We start from the raw sequence: 17,855 nt of genomic DNA, 5'->3' as shown, positions 1-17,855 counted from the left end.
CTCCATGGATAAGCCGGTAAAACTTCATGGAACCCAAAGCCCCCCGTGATAAAGAGTTTAAATTACTTCATATAAAACATAATATTAAACACATAAAACCACTTATATACAGGGCAAAAATGTGATCTATGCACGGTAAGGATCCTTCTCTGGCGAAAGATCCACCAGCGTTGATTTTATCCACAGATTATCCGCCTGAGTTACACACAAAACGGACAAATTCGCAAAAAAGTGCCTGCGTCAAGGCTGTAAATCAAACCAGTGATCGGTAAAATTTCGGGTTATCCCATAAATCTGTGGATAAATAGGTGTAAGATCCTGTTCATTGTCGGTGGCTTCAGGTGCACAAGCACAGAGTACGATTTTTTATCTGCTGCCGTTTTGGAAAAAAGTCATGAAAAATCATGCTACTATCATTCTTTCTGCTTGTTTCATTCCGCTGCTTTCGGTTGTGAACAAATGCAGTGCATTTTTTAACCAGAATTCACAGGTTTGATTTATGGCGTTTTTATCCCCGCTTCCCCCTCCACCGGAAAATGAACAGCAGCTGTTTGAACGCGCGCAGGCACTGGCCGGTTTCAGCTTGGGTGAACTGGCTGGCCGTGCACAAATTGTGATCCCCAACGATCTGAAACGCGATAAAGGCTGGGTAGGGATGCTGTTGGAGCTGTACCTGGGAGCGATGTCCGGCAGCAAACCGGAACAGGATTTCCCTGAACTGGGTATCGAGTTGAAAACCATCCCGGTGGATGCCGCCGGTAAACCGCTGGAAACCACCTTTGTCTGCGTGGCACCGCTCACCGGCAACAGCGGCGTAACCTGGGCGAACTGTCATGTGCGCCACAAGCTGGCGCGGGTGCTGTGGATACCGGTGGAAGGCGAGCGGCAAATCCCGCTGGCGCAACGCCGCATCGGTTCACCGCTGTTATGGCAACCGAATCAGGAAGAAGAGGATATGCTGCGCCGCGATTGGGAAGAACTGATGGATCTCATCGTGCTCGGCCACGTAGAGCGCATTACCGCACGCCATGGCGAGGTGCTGCAACTGCGGCCGAAAGCCGCCAACAGCAAAGCCTTAACCGAAGCCATTGGCGAGCAGGGCCAGCCGATTCTCACGCTGCCACGCGGTTTCTATCTGAAAAAAAGCTTTACGAGCGCGCTGCTGGCAAGGCACTTCGCGATCTAGCCGATTTCTCTGTTCGGTATTTATCCCGAAAAGTCGCCATTTTCTGAAGATTGCAAGTAAAATAATCAAAGCGCGTAGGTTATTTCTTATTATGTTGATGTAACGTTTAAGTTAACGTATCGCCATCACAATAAACGCGTATAATTCCCGCTTCATTTTTTCTTAAGGTGCTCAGGGCAATGTTCGAGTGGATTATAGATCCCAATGCTTGGTTGGCGTTAGGTACGCTGACCATTCTTGAGATCGTGTTAGGTATTGATAATATTATTTTTCTTTCCCTGGTGGTTGCCAAACTGCCGAAGGCGCAACAGAACAAGGCACGCCGTATCGGCCTGGCGGCGGCTATGCTGATGCGTTTGGCGTTACTGGCCTCTATCGCCTGGGTGATCCGCCTGACCCATCCACTGTTTACTGTGATGGACCACAGCATTTCTGCCCGCGATCTGATTCTGTTACTCGGTGGCTTATTCCTGATTTGGAAAGCCAGCAAGGAGATCCATGAAACGATCGAAGGCTCTGAAGAACAGCATCACACCAAGGTGCACAGCTTCTTTGGCGCCATCGTGCAAATCATGTTGCTGGATATTATCTTCAGCCTGGATTCGGTGATTACTGCGGTAGGTTTGTCGGATCACCTGTTTATCATGATGGCCGCCGTGGTGATCTCCGTCGGAGTGATGATGTTTGCTGCCCGGCCGATTGGTGAATTCGTCAACCGTCACCCTTCGGTAAAAATGCTGGCGCTGGCGTTTCTGATCCTGGTGGGCTTCACCCTGATGCTGGAAAGTTTCCAGGTGCATGTGCCGAAAGGTTACATCTATTTTGCGATGTTCTTCTCTATGGCAGTTGAAGCGCTGAATCTGATGCGGGGCAAGAAAAACAACGCTGCCCATTGATATGGCAGACCGTGCCCCGTTTCCACCGCTATGCTCTCTTACAGAGATGGGGCACATCTGAACGCCGCTTTTGCTAAGCTAAAAAGCATGGTTTTCTGCAATAGTTAAGGATACGCAGAATGAAAAAGTGGGTAATGGCCGTCTCAACCCTGGCGATAATGGCCGGGCTGGCAGGGTGTTCCAGTAATTATGTGATGGCAACCAAAGACGGCAACATGATTCTGACCCAGGGTAAACCCAAACTCGACAAAGATACCGGTTTGATCAGCTACCAAGACGAACAGGGCAACAAGCGCCAAATCAGCGGCGATCACATCTCGCAGCTTATTGAGCGTTAACTCCCACAATGGCTATCGCCGTTCAGCAGATAGCCTTCTGTTTCACCTCCATACCGGATACTACTTCCCCCATCTGCACGGCTTGGTTATAGTCGAGAGAGGCGTTTTCACTGCCGTTTCTTGTTCCACCGTTCGCAAGCGCTAAAATTAAGGAAGGCCGTTAATGCAATACCACCGTATTCCCCACAGTTCTTTGGAAGTGAGCGTGCTGGGACTGGGCACCATGACCTTTGGCGAGCAAAACAGCGAAGCCGATGCCCACGCACAATTGGATTATGCATTAGCCGCTGGCGTCAACCTGATCGATACCGCAGAGATGTACCCCGTGCCGCCTCGCCCGGAAACTCAGGGGCTGACCGAGCAGTACATCGGCAATTGGATCAAGGCGCGCGGCAACCGCGATAAGATCGTGCTGGCGAGCAAAATCGCCGGGCCGGTACGCGGCAATGACAGCAGCATCCGCCCGCAGCAGGCGCTGGATCGCAAAAACATCCGCGCGGCGCTGGACGCCAGCCTGAAACGGCTGAACACCGATTATCTCGATCTTTATCAGGTGCATTGGCCACAGCGCTCAACCAACTGCTTTGGCAAGCTGAACTATAAATACACCGATGAGAAGGCCGCCGTTACGCTGCTGGAAACGCTGGAAGCGCTCACCGAGCAGGTACGCGCGGGTAAAATCCGCTATATCGGCGTCTCGAACGAAACGCCATGGGGGGTGATGCGCTACCTGCAACTGGCGGAAAAGCACGAGTTACCCCGTATTGTCACCATCCAGAACCCCTACAGCCTGCTGAACCGCAGCTTTGAGATTGGCCTGGCCGAGATCAGCCAGCACGAAGGGATTGAGCTGTTGGCGTACTCCAGCCTGGCATTCGGTACGCTGTCTGGTAAATACCTGAACGGTGCCAAACCCGCTGGAGCGCGTAATACCCTGTTCAGCCGCTTCACCCGCTACACTTCCGCGCAAAGCCAGTTGGCGGTTGCCGAATACGTTGCGCTGGCGAAGAAACACGGCCTTGATCCTGCGCAGATGGCGCTGGCATTTGTGCGGCAACAACCGTTCGTTGCCAGTACCCTGCTGGGCGCCACCACATTGGAACAGTTAAAAAGCAATATCGACAGTTTTGATGTTGTCCTGGAAGAAGACGTGTTGCAGGCGCTCGAAGAGATCCACACCCGCTTTACCATTCCTGCACCCTAAATGATTCAGGGGCGCCTACACGCCCAATGGGAGGGGCGGGGTGAGGGAGTTGTAGTGCGGTGATCGTCCCCTCACTCTAACCCTCTCCCCAAGGGAGAGGGAACTGATTAGCCTTAACTGACAAGCATTACGCCTACGTGCCCCCGCTTTATTTGGCGCGGAACTGAGAAACCCACAGCACGGTAATCGCCAAGGCAAACACCACGCCAAAACCAATGCCAACCCCGACCACCGGAACGCCCAGCTTAACCACCAGCGAATACAGGCCAAGCATCAGCAGCATGGCGGTGTTCTCACCCAGATTCTGTACCGCAATGGCATTGCCGGCACCGACCGAACGCTTGCCACGCTCCTGCAACAGCGCATTCAGCGGCACCACAAAGAACCCGCCCAGCACGCCGATGGCCAGTAACAGCACATAGGCATTCAACATGGTGGTCTGTACCGCGAAAAACGCCACCGCGACGCCAATCAATATCCCGGCGGGCATACAGCGCCTGACGGTTTCCAGCGTAACAAAACGCGCCGCCGCGCCAGCGCCGCCCACAATCCCGATGGCCACCATGGCATTGAGCAGCGTTGGCGTCGCGTTATCGGTAATCCCCAAGGCCACCGGCACCCACAGCACCAGCAGGAAACGCAGCGTCACCCCGGCCCCCCAGAACAGACTGGTGCCGATTAAGGAGAAACGCGTCTGACCATCACGCCACAGCACCACACAAGCGTTGAAGAAGTTACTCCCCATTGCACGCGGATGCCAGGAAGTGACCTTATGTGCCGCTGGCAAACGCGGGATATACAGGTTGGCAACCACGGCAGCACCATACACCAATGCACAAACTGCCAATGCGGCCACGATATGCCAGTCTGCCAGCAAGCCTCCGGCGACCGACCCCACCAGGATCGCGGCAATGGTGGAAGCCTCCATCAGGCCGTTGGCCTTCACCAGTTTCTCACCGCTGGTGATTTCCCCCAGAATGCCGTACTTCGCCGGTGAATACGCCGCAGCCCCCACACCAACCAGGCTGTAGCCCAAGAACGGGTTCAGGCCAAAGCAGATCACCAGCGCCCCGGCCAGCTTCAGGCCATTGGCCATCATCATCACCCGCCCTTTGGCGAAGCTGTCGGCCACTTGGCCAACAAACGGGGCAAGAATGATATAGGTCGCCACAAACGCCATTTGCAGTATCGGTTGGCTCCAGTCAGGGTACATCTGCTGTTTAATCAACGCCAAAGTGGCAAACAGCAGGGCATTATCGCCGAACGCCGACAGAAACTGCGCGCAGATCACCGCGATCATGCTGCGCGACAGCAGGGGGGAATCGGTAGCATTCATCAGACATTCTCCGGCTGTTCAGCCATTTTACGCAAGGTAACGAAATCCGGTTTACCGCTGCCAAGCAATGGCAACGCTTTCACCAAGCGAATATCACGCGGTACCGCCAACTCCGGGCTGCCCTGTTCACGCGCCACACGCAGCAAGGCGTCGCGGGTAATGCTGCTGTCGTTGGTGAACAGCACCAATGCCTCACCTTTACTGCTGTCACTCTTCACCGTGGCCGCATGTTGCCCCTCTGGGGCGATGCGCCATGCCAGTTGCTCTACGCTTTCCAGCGAGACCATCTCCCCCGCCAGCTTGGCAAAGCGCTTCACGCGGCCACGGATGGTGCAGTAGCCCTGCTCATCCAGCGTGACGATATCACCGGTATCGTACCAGCCCGGTTGCAATACGCCGTTTTCATCCTCAGCGGCCGGTAGTTCCAGTTCGCCTGGGCGCTCCACGCGCAGATAGCCTTTCATGATGTTCGGGCCTTTCAACTGCAAGCGGCCACCCTGATCGATACCCGGCACCGTCATCAGGCGAGCTTCCATATGCGGCATAATGCGGCCCACGGTGCCAACCTTCGTCGCCATCGGCACGTTGATCGATACCACCGGCGCGCACTCGGTCACCCCATAGCCTTCCAGAATGCGGATACCGTATTTGTCCTGATAGATCTGCTTGGTGCTCTCAGCAAGTTTCTCGGCACCCGCCACCACGTAGCGCAAACGGGCGAAATCATACGGATGGGCGAAACGCGCGTAGTTATTGAGGAAGGTTGCGGTGCCAAACAGCACGGTGCAGTTGCGGTCATACACCAGTTCCGGCACCACGCGGTAATGCAGCGGGCTGGGATAGAGGAAAATCCGGCTGCCGGTCATCAGTGGCGTAATCAACCCCACCGTCAGGCCGAAAGAGTGGAACAGCGGCAGCGAAGACATAAAGCGATCGCGCGGGGTAAAGTCCGCAATGGTGCGGATCTGCTCCACGTTAGCCAGCAGGCTGGCGTGGGAATGCACCACGCCTTTCGGGTTGCCTTCCGAGCCGGAGGTAAACAGGATCAGCGCTGCATCATCCGGCTGCTGCGGCACCATCGCCCGCTGTGGTTGCAACAGATGGCGCAGGATCCACAGTTTATCCACCAGCGTAACGGTATCCTTCAAATCTTCCAGATACACCCAGTTGGCTTCCGGCACCTGCTCGGGCAGATGAGTCAGCTTGCCTTTCTCCAGGAACTGGCGCGAAGTAACGATGGTTTTGATCGTCGCCGCCGTCAGCGCGCTTTTCAGCCCGTTAGCCCCGGCGGTGTAGTTAAGCATCGCCGGTACCCGGCCCCGCAGCGAAGCACCAAAAATCGCCGCCGCAGTAATGGTAGCGTTCGGCAGCAGCATACCGACATGTTCGCCTTGCGCAGTAAAGCGCTGCAGGATACGGCTGACGCCCAACGCCTTTTTAATCAGACCCTGATAGCTGTCTTCTTTGAAAACGATATCTTCAATACAAGGCTTGCTGCGGCCATACCGCTGCTGCGCCGCCAGCAGCGCGCTGAACAGCGTTTGCGGCTCGCGGGTATCCATTCGCGCCTGCATCATGATCTGATGCAGCTTATCACCGGCCATGATCCGGCGTTCCCGTGCGCGTGGCGCCTGCGGCATAGGCAACTGAGTAGGCGGCAAAATATGGATGTTGATCTGCGGGAACCAACGGATTTTGAATACCCCGGCCATACGGCCAAACGGGCTGAACTCCGGGCCATCGATCCGCACTGGCACCACCGTAGCACCCGATTTGGCGGCAATAAACGCCGCACCGTCATAAATCTTCATCAATGAACCGGTCACGGTAATGCGCCCTTCAGGGAACACCACGATCGGCCTGCCCTGTTCCACCATGCGCACCAGCTGCTTGATCGCCATCGGTTTGGTGGGATCTAACGGCACAAAATCGATATACGGCTTCAGCCAGCGCATAAACCAACGTTCGGAGATACTGGAATAGACGGCAAACACCGGTTTGATCGGCAGGAATAACGCCAGCAACGCGCCATCCATAAAAGAAACGTGATTGGGGGTGATCAGCAATTTCTGCTGGTCTAAATACCGGGCGTCGCCTTCAACGCGTACCCGGAACAACCGGCGAAATACCGCGCGTAACATAGAAAAAATCATCCCACTCTCCCTGGGGGTCGATGGCCTTAACTCATTGTAGAGAGAGAGAGGATACTATACGGCAGGCAAAAAAAAACCTACGCATCTGCGTAGGTTGGTGCAATTGAAAATGGCTTCAACATACAGAGCATGTTGATTTCTCACCAATCGATACCTCTGGGACTACTACTCTAAAGGGGAGCCGATTAAGAAACTATCCCTGAATCGCAAGAGTTCTGCTCCAAATGCAACCAGCTGTAAATTTCCCACACCGGCTAGTAATAACTCGCTACAACAGTCACCCTATTGCCGGAATAGCGATAATATAATCAGCATATCTGCAATGGCCGCCACAAGTTACGCATACCAGCGCTTGCAGCCCCGTGTGTTTTCCGCAAAACTGAGGAATGTAAGCGATTACCCAGGAAGTCATGACAGATATGGCCACGATTAAGGATGTTGCCAGGCTGGCGGGTGTTTCCGTCGCCACGGTATCTCGTGTAATAAATAACTCCCCCAAAGCGGGCGAAGCTTCACGCAGCGCGGTGCTGGCGGCGATGGAAGCGCTGCAATACCACCCGAACGCCAACGCCCGAGCGCTGGCTCAACAATCAACAGAAACCCTGGGGCTGATCGTTTCCGACGTCTCGGATCCCTTTTTTGGTGCGATGGTTAAAGCGGTGGAGCAAGTCGCCTATGCTACGCATAACTTTCTGCTGATTGGCAACGGTTACCACGACGCTGAAAAAGAGCGCCAGGCGATTGAGCAACTGGTACGCCATCGCTGTGACGCGCTGGTGGTGCATGCCAAAAAGCTGACCGATGAAGAGCTGGCGGGTTGGATGCGGCAAATTCCGGGTATGGTATTGATCAATCGCACCTTGCCGGAGTTTGTCACGCGCTGCGTGGCACTCGACGATCGCTACGGTGCCTGGTTGGCTACGCGCCACCTAATCCAGCAAGGCCATCAACGCATCGCCATTATCTGTTCTACCCACCAGATTTCCGATGCTGCGGACCGTTTGCAGGGGTATCTGGATGCGCTGGCAGAACATGGCATCGCGGTGGATGAGAAACTGATTGCCTACGGTGAACCGGATGAAATTGGGGGCGAACACGCGATGACCGAACTGCTGGGGCGCGGTAAGAACTTCACCGCCGTCACCTGCTATAACGATCCGATGGCCGCGGGAGCACTTTCGGTGCTGAGTGACAACAGCGTTGAGGTGCCGGGCCAGATATCGCTGATTGGTTTTGATGACGTGCTGATTTCACGCTACCTGCGCCCACGCCTGACCACCATCCGTTATCCGGTCGTCGCCATGGCTACCCAGGCTGCCGAACTGGCATTAGCCCTGGCCAACCATCAACCGCTGCCAGAAATCACTAATATGTTCAGCCCCACGCTGGTGCGCCGCCATTCTGTAGCCAGTATTAATAACGTGTTCGAGCAGAGCTAGCCTAAACGGCGGTGGTATAGATGTACCGGGCGATCCGGGTAATCCAACGCATCGCCAATATACTGCCAGCCATGGCGTTCGTAGTAACCGCTGAATTCGGCATACAGATACAGTTCGCTGAACCCGGCCTGTTGGCTGTAATCCTGCACAAACTGCTGTAACTGCAACCCAAGCCCGTTGCCACGCTGGCTTTCATCGACGTAAAGTGCCGCCAGCCACGGCGTCAGATCCTGGCGGCTGATCAGGTCACAGCGCCATAGCCCCACGGTTCCCACCGGTTTATCATCCAACAGCGCAATAAATGTGATGGGCAGCCCGTCACGGCGCAGGCTGCTTTCGACCACGCTGGCGAAAAATGCCCGGCTGTTGTCGCTGCCAAATGCCTGCCATTGCCAATCGATAACCTGTTGCTGATGTTGCGGATAGTCCGCCAGATGAACAATACGGAGCACTTTCGTTTCCTTTAAAAAATCCCTTCCCCATGCTAGGGCGCAAACCACGGTTAATGCAAGACACAACCCGGCCTAACCCTATGCTAAACTGGGCATTATTTACCGCAGCGAACGTTGAAAGAGGTTAGCCACTGATGATCACCATGTTGGATGTCTCCATTCGCGCGGGGGTTTCTAAAGCCACGGTTTCGCGCGTGTTAAACGGCACCGGACAGGTGAAAAAGAGCACCCGCGATGCGGTATTCAAAGCCATGGATGAGCTGGGCTACCGGCCGAACTTTCTTGCGCAATCGCTGGCGAATAAAAGCTCCAACAGCATCGGCCTGGTGGTGTCCAATTTCGACGGACCTTATTTTGGCCGCCTGCTGCGCCAGGCCGCCAAGCTGATCGAAGCCAGCGGCAAACACCTGATCGTAACCGACGGCCACGATACACCGGAAGATGAACTGCAGGCGGTACAGTTGCTGGCAGATCGCCGCTGTGACGCTATTATCCTGTATACCCGCTTTATGAGCGAAAGCGCGCTGATGGCGCTGCTGGACAACCTGCCGGTTCCAGTGATGATCATTAACCGCGACCTGCCACAGGCCCGTGAACGCTGCGTGTTCTTCGAACAGCAACAAGCCGCCTTCAACGTGGTGGATTATCTGATCCGCCAAGGGCATCGCGACATCGCCTGCATAACCGGCCCGATCGATACCCCCACGGCCCAGGCACGGCTCGCCGGTTATCGTCAGGCATTGGCGCATCATCACATTGGCTTGGTTGATGCACGGGTTACCTACGGCGACAGCAGCGTGCCAGGAGGTTATCACAGTTGCAAGACGCTGCTGCAAACCGGTGCGCCGTTCAGCGCCCTGTTTGCCAGCAACGATGATATGGCGATCGGTGCCATGAAAGCGCTTAACCAGGCGGGTAAACGCCTGCCGCAGGACGTTTCGCTGTTTGGTTTTGACGACGAACCCAGCGCCGCCTACCTGCAACCGGCCCTCTCCACGGTGTATCTGCCGATCGATGCGATGATCGAGGCCGCCATCACGCAGGCTTTTCGCCTGATCAACGGCGAAAGCGTGCAACCACTACCCCCGTTTACCGGCGAACTGAAACTGCGCGAATCCGTGGTTCCGGGGCCCTATGCCAGTTGATCGGCGTTAAATCAGTTCTAAACCGATCAGTTCTTCAATGGTCTGGCGGCGGCGAATCAGACGCGGTTCGCCGTTTTCGAACAGCACCTCCGGCAGCAGTGGGCGGCTATTGTAGTTGGATGACATCGAAGAGCCGTAAGCCCCGGTATCATGGAACACCAGATAATCCCCTACGCTTACCGGTGGCAAAGCACGGGTTTCGATACCGCCACCCGCCTGTTGGGTAAAGACGTCACCAGACTCACACAGTGGCCCGGCGATCACAGTATCACGCAGAGGTTGGCCCGCAGTATCACGGCCATCCGCCGGTAACAGCGAGATATGGTGGTAGCTACCGTACATCGCCGGGCGCATCAGATCGTTAAAACCGGCATCCACCAGCACAAAATGGCGGCTGCCCATGTCTTTCACCGCACGCACTTCGGCCACCAGCACGCCCGCTTCGGCCATCAGGAAACGCCCAGGTTCGATCTCCAGCTTTACCGAATGGCCCAAATGCGCGGCCACGCGCTCGCGTGCGCGGTTCCACAAACCATAATAGTGTTCGGTATCAATCGCCTCTTCCCCATATTGATAAGGGATAGAAAGCCCGCCACCGGCTGAGATCGCGCTGATGTCCTGCCCTAAATCAATCACCTGCTGCACCATAGCGTCACACACGCTTTCCAGATGCTGATAATCAACGCCGGAACCGATATGCATATGCACACCAACCAGTTTCAGGCCGTATTGCTGAATTTGAGCCACCGCCTGCGGCAGATCGGCATACCAGATACCATGCTTGCTGTTCTCACCACCGGTATTGGTCTTTTGGCTGTGGCCATGACCAAAACCGGGGTTAACCCGTAACCAGACGGGATGACCCGCCGAAACCTGACCAAGCTGCTCCAGCATATCGATAGAACCGGCGTTGACCGGGATCTTCAGTTCGCTGATGCGGGCCAGCGTGGCGCGATCGAAGACGTCAGCCGTAAAGACGATCTCTTCCCCACCCGGCACAAAACCGGCCTGCAGCGCACGTTCGACCTCCCCCAATGATACCGAGTCCACTCTCACGCCCTGCGCACGCATCAGGCGCAGAATATGAATATTCGAGCAGGCTTTCTGTGCAAAGCGGATCACGTCAAAGTGACGCAACTGGCTGATACGTTGGCAAATAATCTCAGCATCGTAGGCCCAGACCGGGCAGCCAAAGCGTTGCGGGAGTGCCAGCAGATTAGTGGCGTTCAGTGCGGTAGAGGTGTCGTTTAAAGCGCGTGGCATCGGTGTGTTCCCAAAAGTAAATTTTTCATCATCATGCCGCAAGGAAGTTGATTTGAAAAATATCTATTTCGCCACACTCTATTCATTTATGATATGGCCTTTCTCTCTTTGTAGAACACGCTATGCACGGTATTACCCTGCGCCAGATTGAGATCTTTCATGCGGTGATGACCACCGGTAACCTGACCGAAGCCGCAACGCTGCTGCAAACCTCGCAGCCCACCGTCAGCCGCGAGTTGGCGCGCTTCGAGAAGCGGATCCAACTGCAGCTGTTCGATCGCGTGCGTGGTCGCCTGTACCCAACGGTGCAAGGCCTGCAGCTGTTCGAAGAGGTGCAGCGCTCATACTATGGTCTGGATCGCATCAAGAATGCCGCCGCCGGTATCCGCCAGTTCCAGCAGGCGCAGCTTTCCATCGCCTGCCTGCCGGTGTTTTCTCAATCGCTGCTACCTGCCGTCTGCAAGCCGTTTATCGATCGTTATCCGGAAGTCAGCTTTAGCGTGATCCCACAGGAATCACCGCTGCTGGAGGAGTGGCTGTCGGCACAGCGCCACGATCTGGGGCTGACGGAAAACACCCTGACTCCAGCAGGCACCGAACGGGTCACGCTAATGACCATGAATGAAGTCTGCGTGCTGCCTGCCAAACACCCTTTGCTGGCGAAAGCAGAACTGACGCCGCAGGACTTCAGCGGAGAGAATTTTATCAGCCTGTCGAACACAGACAGCTATCGGCAATTGCTGGATGCCCTTTTCCATGAGCAAGGCATCGAGCGCCGCATGGTGTTGGAAACCCACAGCGCCGCCTCGGTATGTGCGATGGTAAAAGCAGGGGTTGGCGTATCGATCGTCAATCCTTTAACCGCACTGGATTACGCCAATAACGGCGTGCATCTGCGGCCATTCAGCGTGGAAGTTCCGTTCACCGTTAGCCTGATCCGGCCGCTGCACCGCCCCTCTTCAGCACTGGTGACGGCGTTTATGCAGCATTTACAGCAGCAGGCAGAAAAACTCCCGGCTCGTTTAGCCGCAGTGATTAGGCATTAGGCTGTGTCTTTTAATTGAGCGTGATGCCGTGCAATTAAGAAACACCGGCCATCAGCGCAACGTGGAGAGCCAGTCTGGATCGTTCGCAAACCACTCCACCAGAAAATCCAGCATGGTGCGCAGCGTGGCTGGCATCTGGCGGCGCGAGGTGTAAATGCCGTAGATCCCCATAGCTTGCGGCATATAGTCGGGCAAGAGTTCGATCAAATCTCCCGTTGCCAACAACGGAGCCGCCGAATAGTATGGCTGCAGTGAAATACCTGCCCCTTGCACCGTACCCGCCAGCAGCACCACAGACTCATTGGCACTCAGATTACCGCTGACCGCCACCGCCGATTTCACTCCTTGGCGGTCAAAATGCCACAGGCTTTTGCCGAAATAGGAATAGGTCAGGCAGTTATGGGTAGCCAGATCCTGTGGATCGCGCGGTGTACCATGGGCAGCAAGATAAGCAGGAGCAGCACAGACCACCGACGCACAGGTGGACAGTGGCCGCGCGATCAGGTTCGGATCCAGTTCATTGGTGATGCGCAGCGCCAGATCGATACGCTCTTCGACCAGATTGACCGCCTGATTGTTCATTTGCAAATCTACCGCCACCTGAGGATGGCGTTTCAGGTATTGCGCCACGGCCCCTACCAGTGCCGTTTGCCCAAGCGACTGCGAACAGGTAATGCGCAGCAGACCGCGTAAGTCGTCGCCCTGCTGGCTGTCGACCAAATCGATTTCCCCGGCCAACGCCAGCATCTTACGGCAACGCACCAACGTGCGTTCACCCGCATCGGTCAGGCTCAATTTACGCGTGGAGCGGTGCAGCAAACGTGCCCCGGTCCACTGCTCCATCTGTGCCAGATAACGCGTCACCATGGCACGCGACATATCCAACCGTTCTGCGGCCGCGATCATACTGCCACGTTCCACAATGGTGACAAAAACCTCAGCAGCGGTAATGCGATCCATAATTCGCTCGATTTATGCAATTAACAGTTGCTTATTATCCGATTTTTCTCTCGATTTATGCAACGTAATATCTTGGCAACACTAACCGTTCCCCGAAGAGCACCTGCCAAATGTTTAAGAAATCATTACTGAGCATGACCTTAACCGGCGTCGCCGTTTTCAGCGCGTACGCCACTGCCACCAATACGCTGACTCTGGAAGTATACAATCCGGGTGAAAACAGCCTATTCCCGGTTTCTTCTGAAATCATCAGCGGTAAAAATGAAGTGGCGTTGATTGACGCCCAATTCCAGCGTAACGATGCCGAAGCCTTGGTGGAAAAAATCAAAGCAACCGGCAAAAAACTCACCATAGTGTATATCAGCCATTCAGATCCGGATTTCTATTTCGGCCTGGATGTGATCAAGGCTGCATTCCCGCAGGCGAAAATCATCGCTTCACCGGGGACGATCTCCGCGATCAACGCCAACAAAGACGGTAAAATGGCTTACTGGGCCCCCATCCTCAAGGAGAATGCCCCAAAAACGATCGTCGTTCCGCAGCCCTTGCAGGGCGATAGCTTTACTCTCGACGGGCAGAAAGTCGAGGTGAGAGGCCTGAGCGGCCCGACGCCGGATCGCACCTATGTGTGGATACCCGCGTTGCAAGCCGTGGTTGGCGGTGTCGCAGTGGCCGGTAACAATATCCATCCTTGGCTTGCGGATAACCAGAGCGAGGAATCCCGCGTTCATTGGCAGCAAACGCTGGAAAGCATCAAGGTGCTGAAGCCACAGGTGGTGGTGCCGGGGCATTTCCTGCCAGGCGCCGCCCAAACGCTGGAATCAGTAAGCTTTACGCAAAACTACCTGACCACGCTGGAAACCGAATTGCCGAAGGCTAAAAATTCCAGCGAGCTAATCGCTGCCATGGAAAAACATTATCCAGACCTGAAAGATAGTTCCAGCTTGGAACTGAGCGCCAAGGTGTTGAAAGGTGAAATGAAGTGGCCGCAGTAAGCCAGATAGCAGAGATATCATAATGAAAACACTAACATTGCATTACATTTTCGATCCTCTGTGTGGCTGGTGCTATGGTGCCGCTCCGCTGGTGAAGGCCGCGCAGACGGTCCCTGGGCTGAGTATTGCCCTGCACGCTGGAGGGATGATGACCGGCAGTAACCGCCGCAGGATCAGTGAGGAATGGCGTAATTACGTCATGCCGCACGACAAGCGTATTGCCGAGTTGACTGGGCAGATATTCGGTGAAAAATACTTCAACGGACTGCTGTATGACACCACGGCGGTGATGGACTCTATACCGCCGATTACCGCCATTTTGGCTGCCGAACAGCTCGCTGGACGGGGCATTGATATGCTGCACCGCATCCAGGAGGCCCATTATCAAGAAGGGCTGCGCATTGCCGATACGCCGGTTTTAACCACGTTGGCACAAGAGCTGGGCCTGGCATCCGCCGCCTTTATTGCCGAGATGCGCTTCAAGAGCGGGGCGCCGACAGCACAGCATATTGCGCAAAGCCGCGCACTGCTTGCTCAGGTACAAGGCCAGGGCTTCCCGACCTTTGCCTTACGGCGTAGCGATGGGCATCTGAGCCTAGTCTCGATAGGGCATTACCTGGCGGATGTTGCAGGCTGGAAAGAATTTCTAATTAACAGCGTGCATTGAATGTTACTTGCCCTTTCGGTTGAGGAAAGGGCAAGCCTCTGACGGCTATTCCACCCGCACGAACCGCCCTTCGGCGCGCACGTTAAAACCAAATCCGCAGTCACCTTCGGTGTGCACATCCACCGCATCGGCGGCGAACGCCATTGAAACATCGCAGTTCAACGAAGATTCACGTTGACGGTAAACCCCTTTGCCCTGCTCAATGGCCAATTCGCCGCTAAAGTCGCCCATGTTCGGACCATAATAAAGCCCCATCAGCGGCATGTAATAACCAGAAAAATCAATCTGCCAGTGCAGTCCTTTGGGCTGAATCCTCATTTCATTCCATACCCCGCGCCCGGCATATTGCCAATAGACCCCAGCCGGCCCGGCGGCTAGCGGTTTCTGCGCTAAACGTTGCTGTAACAATTTCATATTGTGCTGCGATTTGCTGTCATGGGGTGCCAGCGCCAGATAGGCACGCGCCTTCAGCAATTCCCCCGCATGAATCAGCGACAGAGCCACATTGTTATAGGCAGTGGCGATCGCCTGATCGGTTAGCCCACAAAATTCACTCCATGCCGCCTGATCGCGAAAAATATCGGCGGCTTTCGTATAGTTACCCTGCTGGTAGGCCGCATTCCCCAACGCGGCATAGCTCGCGATCTTCTGGCAGTCGGCGTCCAAATCCGGCTCATCTATCTGTGCCAACGCCTGCACTGTGGTGGCAGAACCACAAACCAGCAACAGGGAGATCAACGCCTTCATGATGGTTCCTTATTGACATTAATAGCTTTTTTCGAGGCCAGTATAACCGCCATGAAGTGACGCTTCATCTCCTCGGCGGCATTCACCCTATTTCAAATAGTTAGCATCGTCAAAACTGCTTACATGTCATAGTTTGTTTGTTACCCTTCGTACGCCCATGCTGATAGGAAACAATACATTCTGGAATATCATGAACAATACCATTTCGCAGAAACATGCCGTTTGGCAATTAATTAAGCCCTTTTGGGTTTCGGAAGAAAAATGGCGTGCCTGGGCGATGCTGATCGCCATCGTGGCTCTGTCGCTAGGGTTGGTCTACATCAGCGTGTTGATTAACCAGTGGAATCAGGTGTTCTACGACGCGCTACAAAATAAGAACTACCCGGTGTTCAAGGAACAACTGTGGCGCTTTACCTATCTGGCGTTGAGCTTCATTGTATTGGCGGTCTATAAGGTCTATCTGACTCAGGGCTTGCAGATGCGCTGGCGACGCTGGATGACGGAAAAATTCATGGGAAAATGGCTGGCTCATCGGGCTTATTACCATACCGAACAGCAGCAGATTATCGATAACCCAGACCAACGTATTTCTGACGATCTCAACGTTCTGACCCAGTATACGCTGTCGCTGTCACTCGGCCTGCTTTCCAGCCTGGTCACTCTGGCTTCGTTTGTCAGCATTCTCTGGCACATCAGTGGGCCAATGACCTTCGCGATCGCTCAACACTCTTTCACCCTGCCTGGCTATATGGTGTGGTTTGCCCTCCTGTATGCAGCTCTGGGTTCACTGGTGATCTGGTGGGTTGGTAAACCGCTGGTCATGCTGGGCTTTAATCAGGAACGTTATGAAGCCAACTTTCGTTTCGGGTTGATCCGCATCCGTGAAAACAACGACGCCATTGCGCTGTATCACGGTGAGCCACGCGAGAAGCAGCAGTTGAGCAATAGCTTTGAAGCGATCCGCAGTAACTGGTGGTCGATTATGCGGATTACCCGGCGGCTGAATATCGCCAGTAACTTCTATGGTCAGTTTGCCATTATTTTTCCTCTGCTGGTGGCGGCCCCACGCTACTTCTCCGGTGCGATCCAGATGGGAGGTCTGATGCAGATCGCCTCCGCATTCGGTCAGGTGCAAGGAGCACTGTCGTGGTTTATCGACGCATTCACCAACCTGGCCAGTTGGAAAGCCTGTGTTAACCGCCTGGCGGGTTTTAACGCAGCAATCGACGAGGTGCATAACCAGACTCGCGGCATTCAACCGCAACCAGAAAGTGCCCAGCCGCTGGTACTAAAGAATCTCAGCATGACGTTGCCTGATGGGCAGCCGCTGCTGAGCGCGGCCACGATCGGGCTGAAGCGGGGTGAACGCGTGCTGATCGTCGGCCCTTCAGGCTGTGGTAAATCCACTCTGCTACGCGCCATTGCCGGCATCTGGCCCTACGGTTCCGGTGAAATCGGCCTGGATCAGAAGTTAAGCCCCCTGTTCCTGCCGCAGCGCAGCTATATTCCGATCGGTACGCTGCGCGAAGCGCTGAGCTATCCGCATCCGGATAAAGACTACAGCGATGAACAACTGTTAAAAGTGCTGGAAAACTGCCGCCTAAAACATTTGCAGTCTCGGCTGGATACCAGTGCCAACTGGAGTCATCGCTTATCTCCGGGTGAGCAACAGCGGTTGGCCTTTGCCCGCGCCATCCTGATTCGCCCAGATATTTTGTTCCTGGATGAAGCCACCAGTGCATTGGATGATGAAACCGAGCAATTGATGTATTGCCTGCTGGTGGATGAGCTGCCGGATGTCACGCTGGTCAGCGTGGCACACCGCAACAGCGTGGCGAAGTATCACCAAACCTGCTGGCGCTTAAGCCGCGACGAGAAAGGGTTGGCGCACATGGCCCTGAGCCCGTTGCCGATACCAAGCTGACCGGTTCTTTTTCCTTCGAGGGAGAAGTCAAAAAACCTCACTACGACCCTCTGCCGCAAAGAGAGGGTCGTCACCATCGGCAACTCCCCCTTCAAATATCCTCT

The 17,855-nt window shown here is 54.9% G+C and carries 16 protein-coding genes; 10 read left to right on the top strand and 6 right to left on the bottom strand.

What is annotated here, in order from left to right:
* Positions 1–499: 499 nt before the first annotated feature.
* The 4 genes from mutH to BMI79_RS18915 all read left to right on the top strand — a co-directional run bounded on the left by mutH (position 500) and on the right by BMI79_RS18915 (position 3,624).
* Positions 500–1,186, top strand: a complete 687-nt coding sequence (gene mutH, locus BMI79_RS18930; protein WP_076943656.1) for a DNA mismatch repair endonuclease MutH — start codon at positions 500–502, stop codon at positions 1,184–1,186.
* A gap of 179 nt (positions 1,187–1,365) precedes the next feature.
* Positions 1,366–2,082: a TerC family protein gene (locus BMI79_RS18925; protein WP_076943655.1), complete on the top strand. Its 717-nt coding sequence runs from the start codon at positions 1,366–1,368 to the stop codon at positions 2,080–2,082.
* A 119-nt stretch (positions 2,083–2,201) separates the two neighbouring features.
* Complete coding sequence (locus BMI79_RS18920; RefSeq protein WP_076943654.1) at positions 2,202–2,420, top strand: YgdI/YgdR family lipoprotein; 219 nt, start codon at positions 2,202–2,204, stop codon at positions 2,418–2,420.
* A 163-nt stretch (positions 2,421–2,583) separates the two neighbouring features.
* Positions 2,584–3,624, top strand: a complete 1,041-nt coding sequence (locus BMI79_RS18915) for an NADP(H)-dependent aldo-keto reductase (RefSeq protein WP_076943653.1) — start codon at positions 2,584–2,586, stop codon at positions 3,622–3,624.
* Between the two features lie 148 nt (positions 3,625–3,772).
* Here BMI79_RS18915 and lplT read toward each other — a convergent pair whose 3' ends face one another.
* Entirely contained in the window at positions 3,773–4,960 is a 1,188-nt protein-coding gene (gene lplT / locus BMI79_RS18910; RefSeq protein ID WP_076943652.1) for a lysophospholipid transporter LplT, read from the bottom strand.
* On the bottom strand, positions 4,960–7,113 hold the full coding sequence (gene aas, locus BMI79_RS18905) for a bifunctional acyl-ACP--phospholipid O-acyltransferase/long-chain-fatty-acid--ACP ligase (RefSeq protein WP_076943651.1): 2,154 nt from the start codon (positions 7,111–7,113) through the stop codon (positions 4,960–4,962). Before aas ends, lplT begins: the two co-directional genes overlap by 1 nt.
* Before the next feature lie 419 nt (positions 7,114–7,532).
* On the opposite strand from aas, the gene galR reads away from it, so the two are divergent.
* On the top strand, positions 7,533–8,552 hold the full coding sequence (galR, locus tag BMI79_RS18900) for an HTH-type transcriptional regulator GalR (protein WP_076943730.1): 1,020 nt from the start codon (positions 7,533–7,535) through the stop codon (positions 8,550–8,552).
* On the opposite strand, the gene BMI79_RS18895 is transcribed toward galR, so the two are convergent.
* Positions 8,549–9,004, bottom strand: a complete 456-nt coding sequence (locus BMI79_RS18895) for a GNAT family N-acetyltransferase (RefSeq protein ID WP_076943650.1) — start codon at positions 9,002–9,004, stop codon at positions 8,549–8,551. The genes galR and BMI79_RS18895 overlap by 4 nt on opposite strands.
* Before the next feature lie 134 nt (positions 9,005–9,138).
* On the opposite strand from BMI79_RS18895, the gene BMI79_RS18890 reads away from it, so the two are divergent.
* Positions 9,139–10,149, top strand: coding sequence for a LacI family DNA-binding transcriptional regulator (locus BMI79_RS18890; RefSeq protein ID WP_076943649.1), 1,011 nt, complete (start codon positions 9,139–9,141; stop codon positions 10,147–10,149).
* Positions 10,150–10,155: 6 nt separating this feature from the next.
* Here the strand turns inward: BMI79_RS18890 and lysA are convergent, their stop codons facing one another.
* The gene (lysA, locus tag BMI79_RS18885; protein ID WP_076943648.1) at positions 10,156–11,412 is read right to left on the bottom strand and encodes a diaminopimelate decarboxylase; all 1,257 of its coding nucleotides are present in this window, start codon (positions 11,410–11,412) and stop codon (positions 10,156–10,158) included.
* A gap of 122 nt (positions 11,413–11,534) precedes the next feature.
* On the opposite strand from lysA, the gene BMI79_RS18880 reads away from it, so the two are divergent.
* A complete protein-coding gene (locus tag BMI79_RS18880; protein WP_076943647.1) occupies positions 11,535–12,458 on the top strand; it encodes a LysR family transcriptional regulator in 924 nt (307 codons plus the stop codon).
* Between the two features lie 51 nt (positions 12,459–12,509).
* Here the strand turns inward: BMI79_RS18880 and BMI79_RS18875 are convergent, their stop codons facing one another.
* Entirely contained in the window at positions 12,510–13,418 is a 909-nt protein-coding gene (locus BMI79_RS18875; RefSeq protein ID WP_076943646.1) for a LysR family transcriptional regulator, read from the bottom strand.
* A 110-nt stretch (positions 13,419–13,528) separates the two neighbouring features.
* Between BMI79_RS18875 and BMI79_RS18870 the strand changes: the two genes are divergently transcribed.
* Together BMI79_RS18870 and BMI79_RS18865 are read left to right on the top strand one after the other, a co-directional pair.
* On the top strand, positions 13,529–14,413 hold the full coding sequence (locus BMI79_RS18870) for an MBL fold metallo-hydrolase (protein ID WP_076943645.1): 885 nt from the start codon (positions 13,529–13,531) through the stop codon (positions 14,411–14,413).
* A gap of 22 nt (positions 14,414–14,435) precedes the next feature.
* Positions 14,436–15,080 carry a DsbA family protein gene (locus tag BMI79_RS18865; protein WP_076943644.1) on the top strand — a complete coding sequence of 215 codons (645 nt, stop codon included), beginning with the start codon at positions 14,436–14,438 and terminating at the stop codon, positions 15,078–15,080.
* Positions 15,081–15,125: 45 nt separating this feature from the next.
* On the opposite strand, the gene BMI79_RS18860 is transcribed toward BMI79_RS18865, so the two are convergent.
* Positions 15,126–15,827 carry a tetratricopeptide repeat protein gene (locus tag BMI79_RS18860; RefSeq protein ID WP_076943643.1) on the bottom strand — a complete coding sequence of 234 codons (702 nt, stop codon included), beginning with the start codon at positions 15,825–15,827 and terminating at the stop codon, positions 15,126–15,128.
* Positions 15,828–16,017: 190 nt separating this feature from the next.
* On the opposite strand from BMI79_RS18860, the gene BMI79_RS18855 reads away from it, so the two are divergent.
* On the top strand, positions 16,018–17,751 hold the full coding sequence (locus BMI79_RS18855; protein WP_076943642.1) for an ABC transporter ATP-binding protein/permease: 1,734 nt from the start codon (positions 16,018–16,020) through the stop codon (positions 17,749–17,751).
* The last annotated feature ends 104 nt before the right edge of the window (positions 17,752–17,855 follow it).

It is taken from the genome of Serratia oryzae (genome assembly GCF_001976145.1).
Taxonomy (GTDB): domain Bacteria; phylum Pseudomonadota; class Gammaproteobacteria; order Enterobacterales; family Enterobacteriaceae; genus Chania; species Chania oryzae.
The sequence above is the reverse complement of the archived record's forward strand: the minus strand, read 5'-3'. Positions and strand labels throughout refer to the sequence as shown.

Excerpts from the sequence above, each read along its gene's own strand:
- lysA (WP_076943648.1), bottom strand. The coding sequence starts at position 11,412 with ATGCCACGCGCTTTAAACGACACCTCTACCGCACTGAACGCCACTAAT.
- BMI79_RS18925 (WP_076943655.1), top strand. The coding sequence starts at position 1,366 with ATGTTCGAGTGGATTATAGATCCCAATGCTTGGTTGGCGTTAGGTACG.
- BMI79_RS18870 (WP_076943645.1), top strand. The coding sequence starts at position 13,529 with ATGTTTAAGAAATCATTACTGAGCATGACCTTAACCGGCGTCGCCGTT.
- mutH (WP_076943656.1), top strand. The coding sequence starts at position 500 with ATGGCGTTTTTATCCCCGCTTCCCCCTCCACCGGAAAATGAACAGCAG.
- BMI79_RS18890 (WP_076943649.1), top strand. The coding sequence starts at position 9,139 with ATGATCACCATGTTGGATGTCTCCATTCGCGCGGGGGTTTCTAAAGCC.
- aas (WP_076943651.1), bottom strand. The coding sequence starts at position 7,113 with ATGATTTTTTCTATGTTACGCGCGGTATTTCGCCGGTTGTTCCGGGTA.
- BMI79_RS18855 (WP_076943642.1), top strand. The coding sequence starts at position 16,018 with ATGAACAATACCATTTCGCAGAAACATGCCGTTTGGCAATTAATTAAG.
- BMI79_RS18920 (WP_076943654.1), top strand. The coding sequence starts at position 2,202 with ATGAAAAAGTGGGTAATGGCCGTCTCAACCCTGGCGATAATGGCCGGG.
- BMI79_RS18875 (WP_076943646.1), bottom strand. The coding sequence starts at position 13,418 with ATGGATCGCATTACCGCTGCTGAGGTTTTTGTCACCATTGTGGAACGT.
- BMI79_RS18860 (WP_076943643.1), bottom strand. The coding sequence starts at position 15,827 with ATGAAGGCGTTGATCTCCCTGTTGCTGGTTTGTGGTTCTGCCACCACA.
- BMI79_RS18880 (WP_076943647.1), top strand. The coding sequence starts at position 11,535 with ATGCACGGTATTACCCTGCGCCAGATTGAGATCTTTCATGCGGTGATG.
- lplT (WP_076943652.1), bottom strand. The coding sequence starts at position 4,960 with ATGAATGCTACCGATTCCCCCCTGCTGTCGCGCAGCATGATCGCGGTG.
- BMI79_RS18865 (WP_076943644.1), top strand. The coding sequence starts at position 14,436 with ATGAAAACACTAACATTGCATTACATTTTCGATCCTCTGTGTGGCTGG.
- galR (WP_076943730.1), top strand. The coding sequence starts at position 7,533 with ATGGCCACGATTAAGGATGTTGCCAGGCTGGCGGGTGTTTCCGTCGCC.
- BMI79_RS18915 (WP_076943653.1), top strand. The coding sequence starts at position 2,584 with ATGCAATACCACCGTATTCCCCACAGTTCTTTGGAAGTGAGCGTGCTG.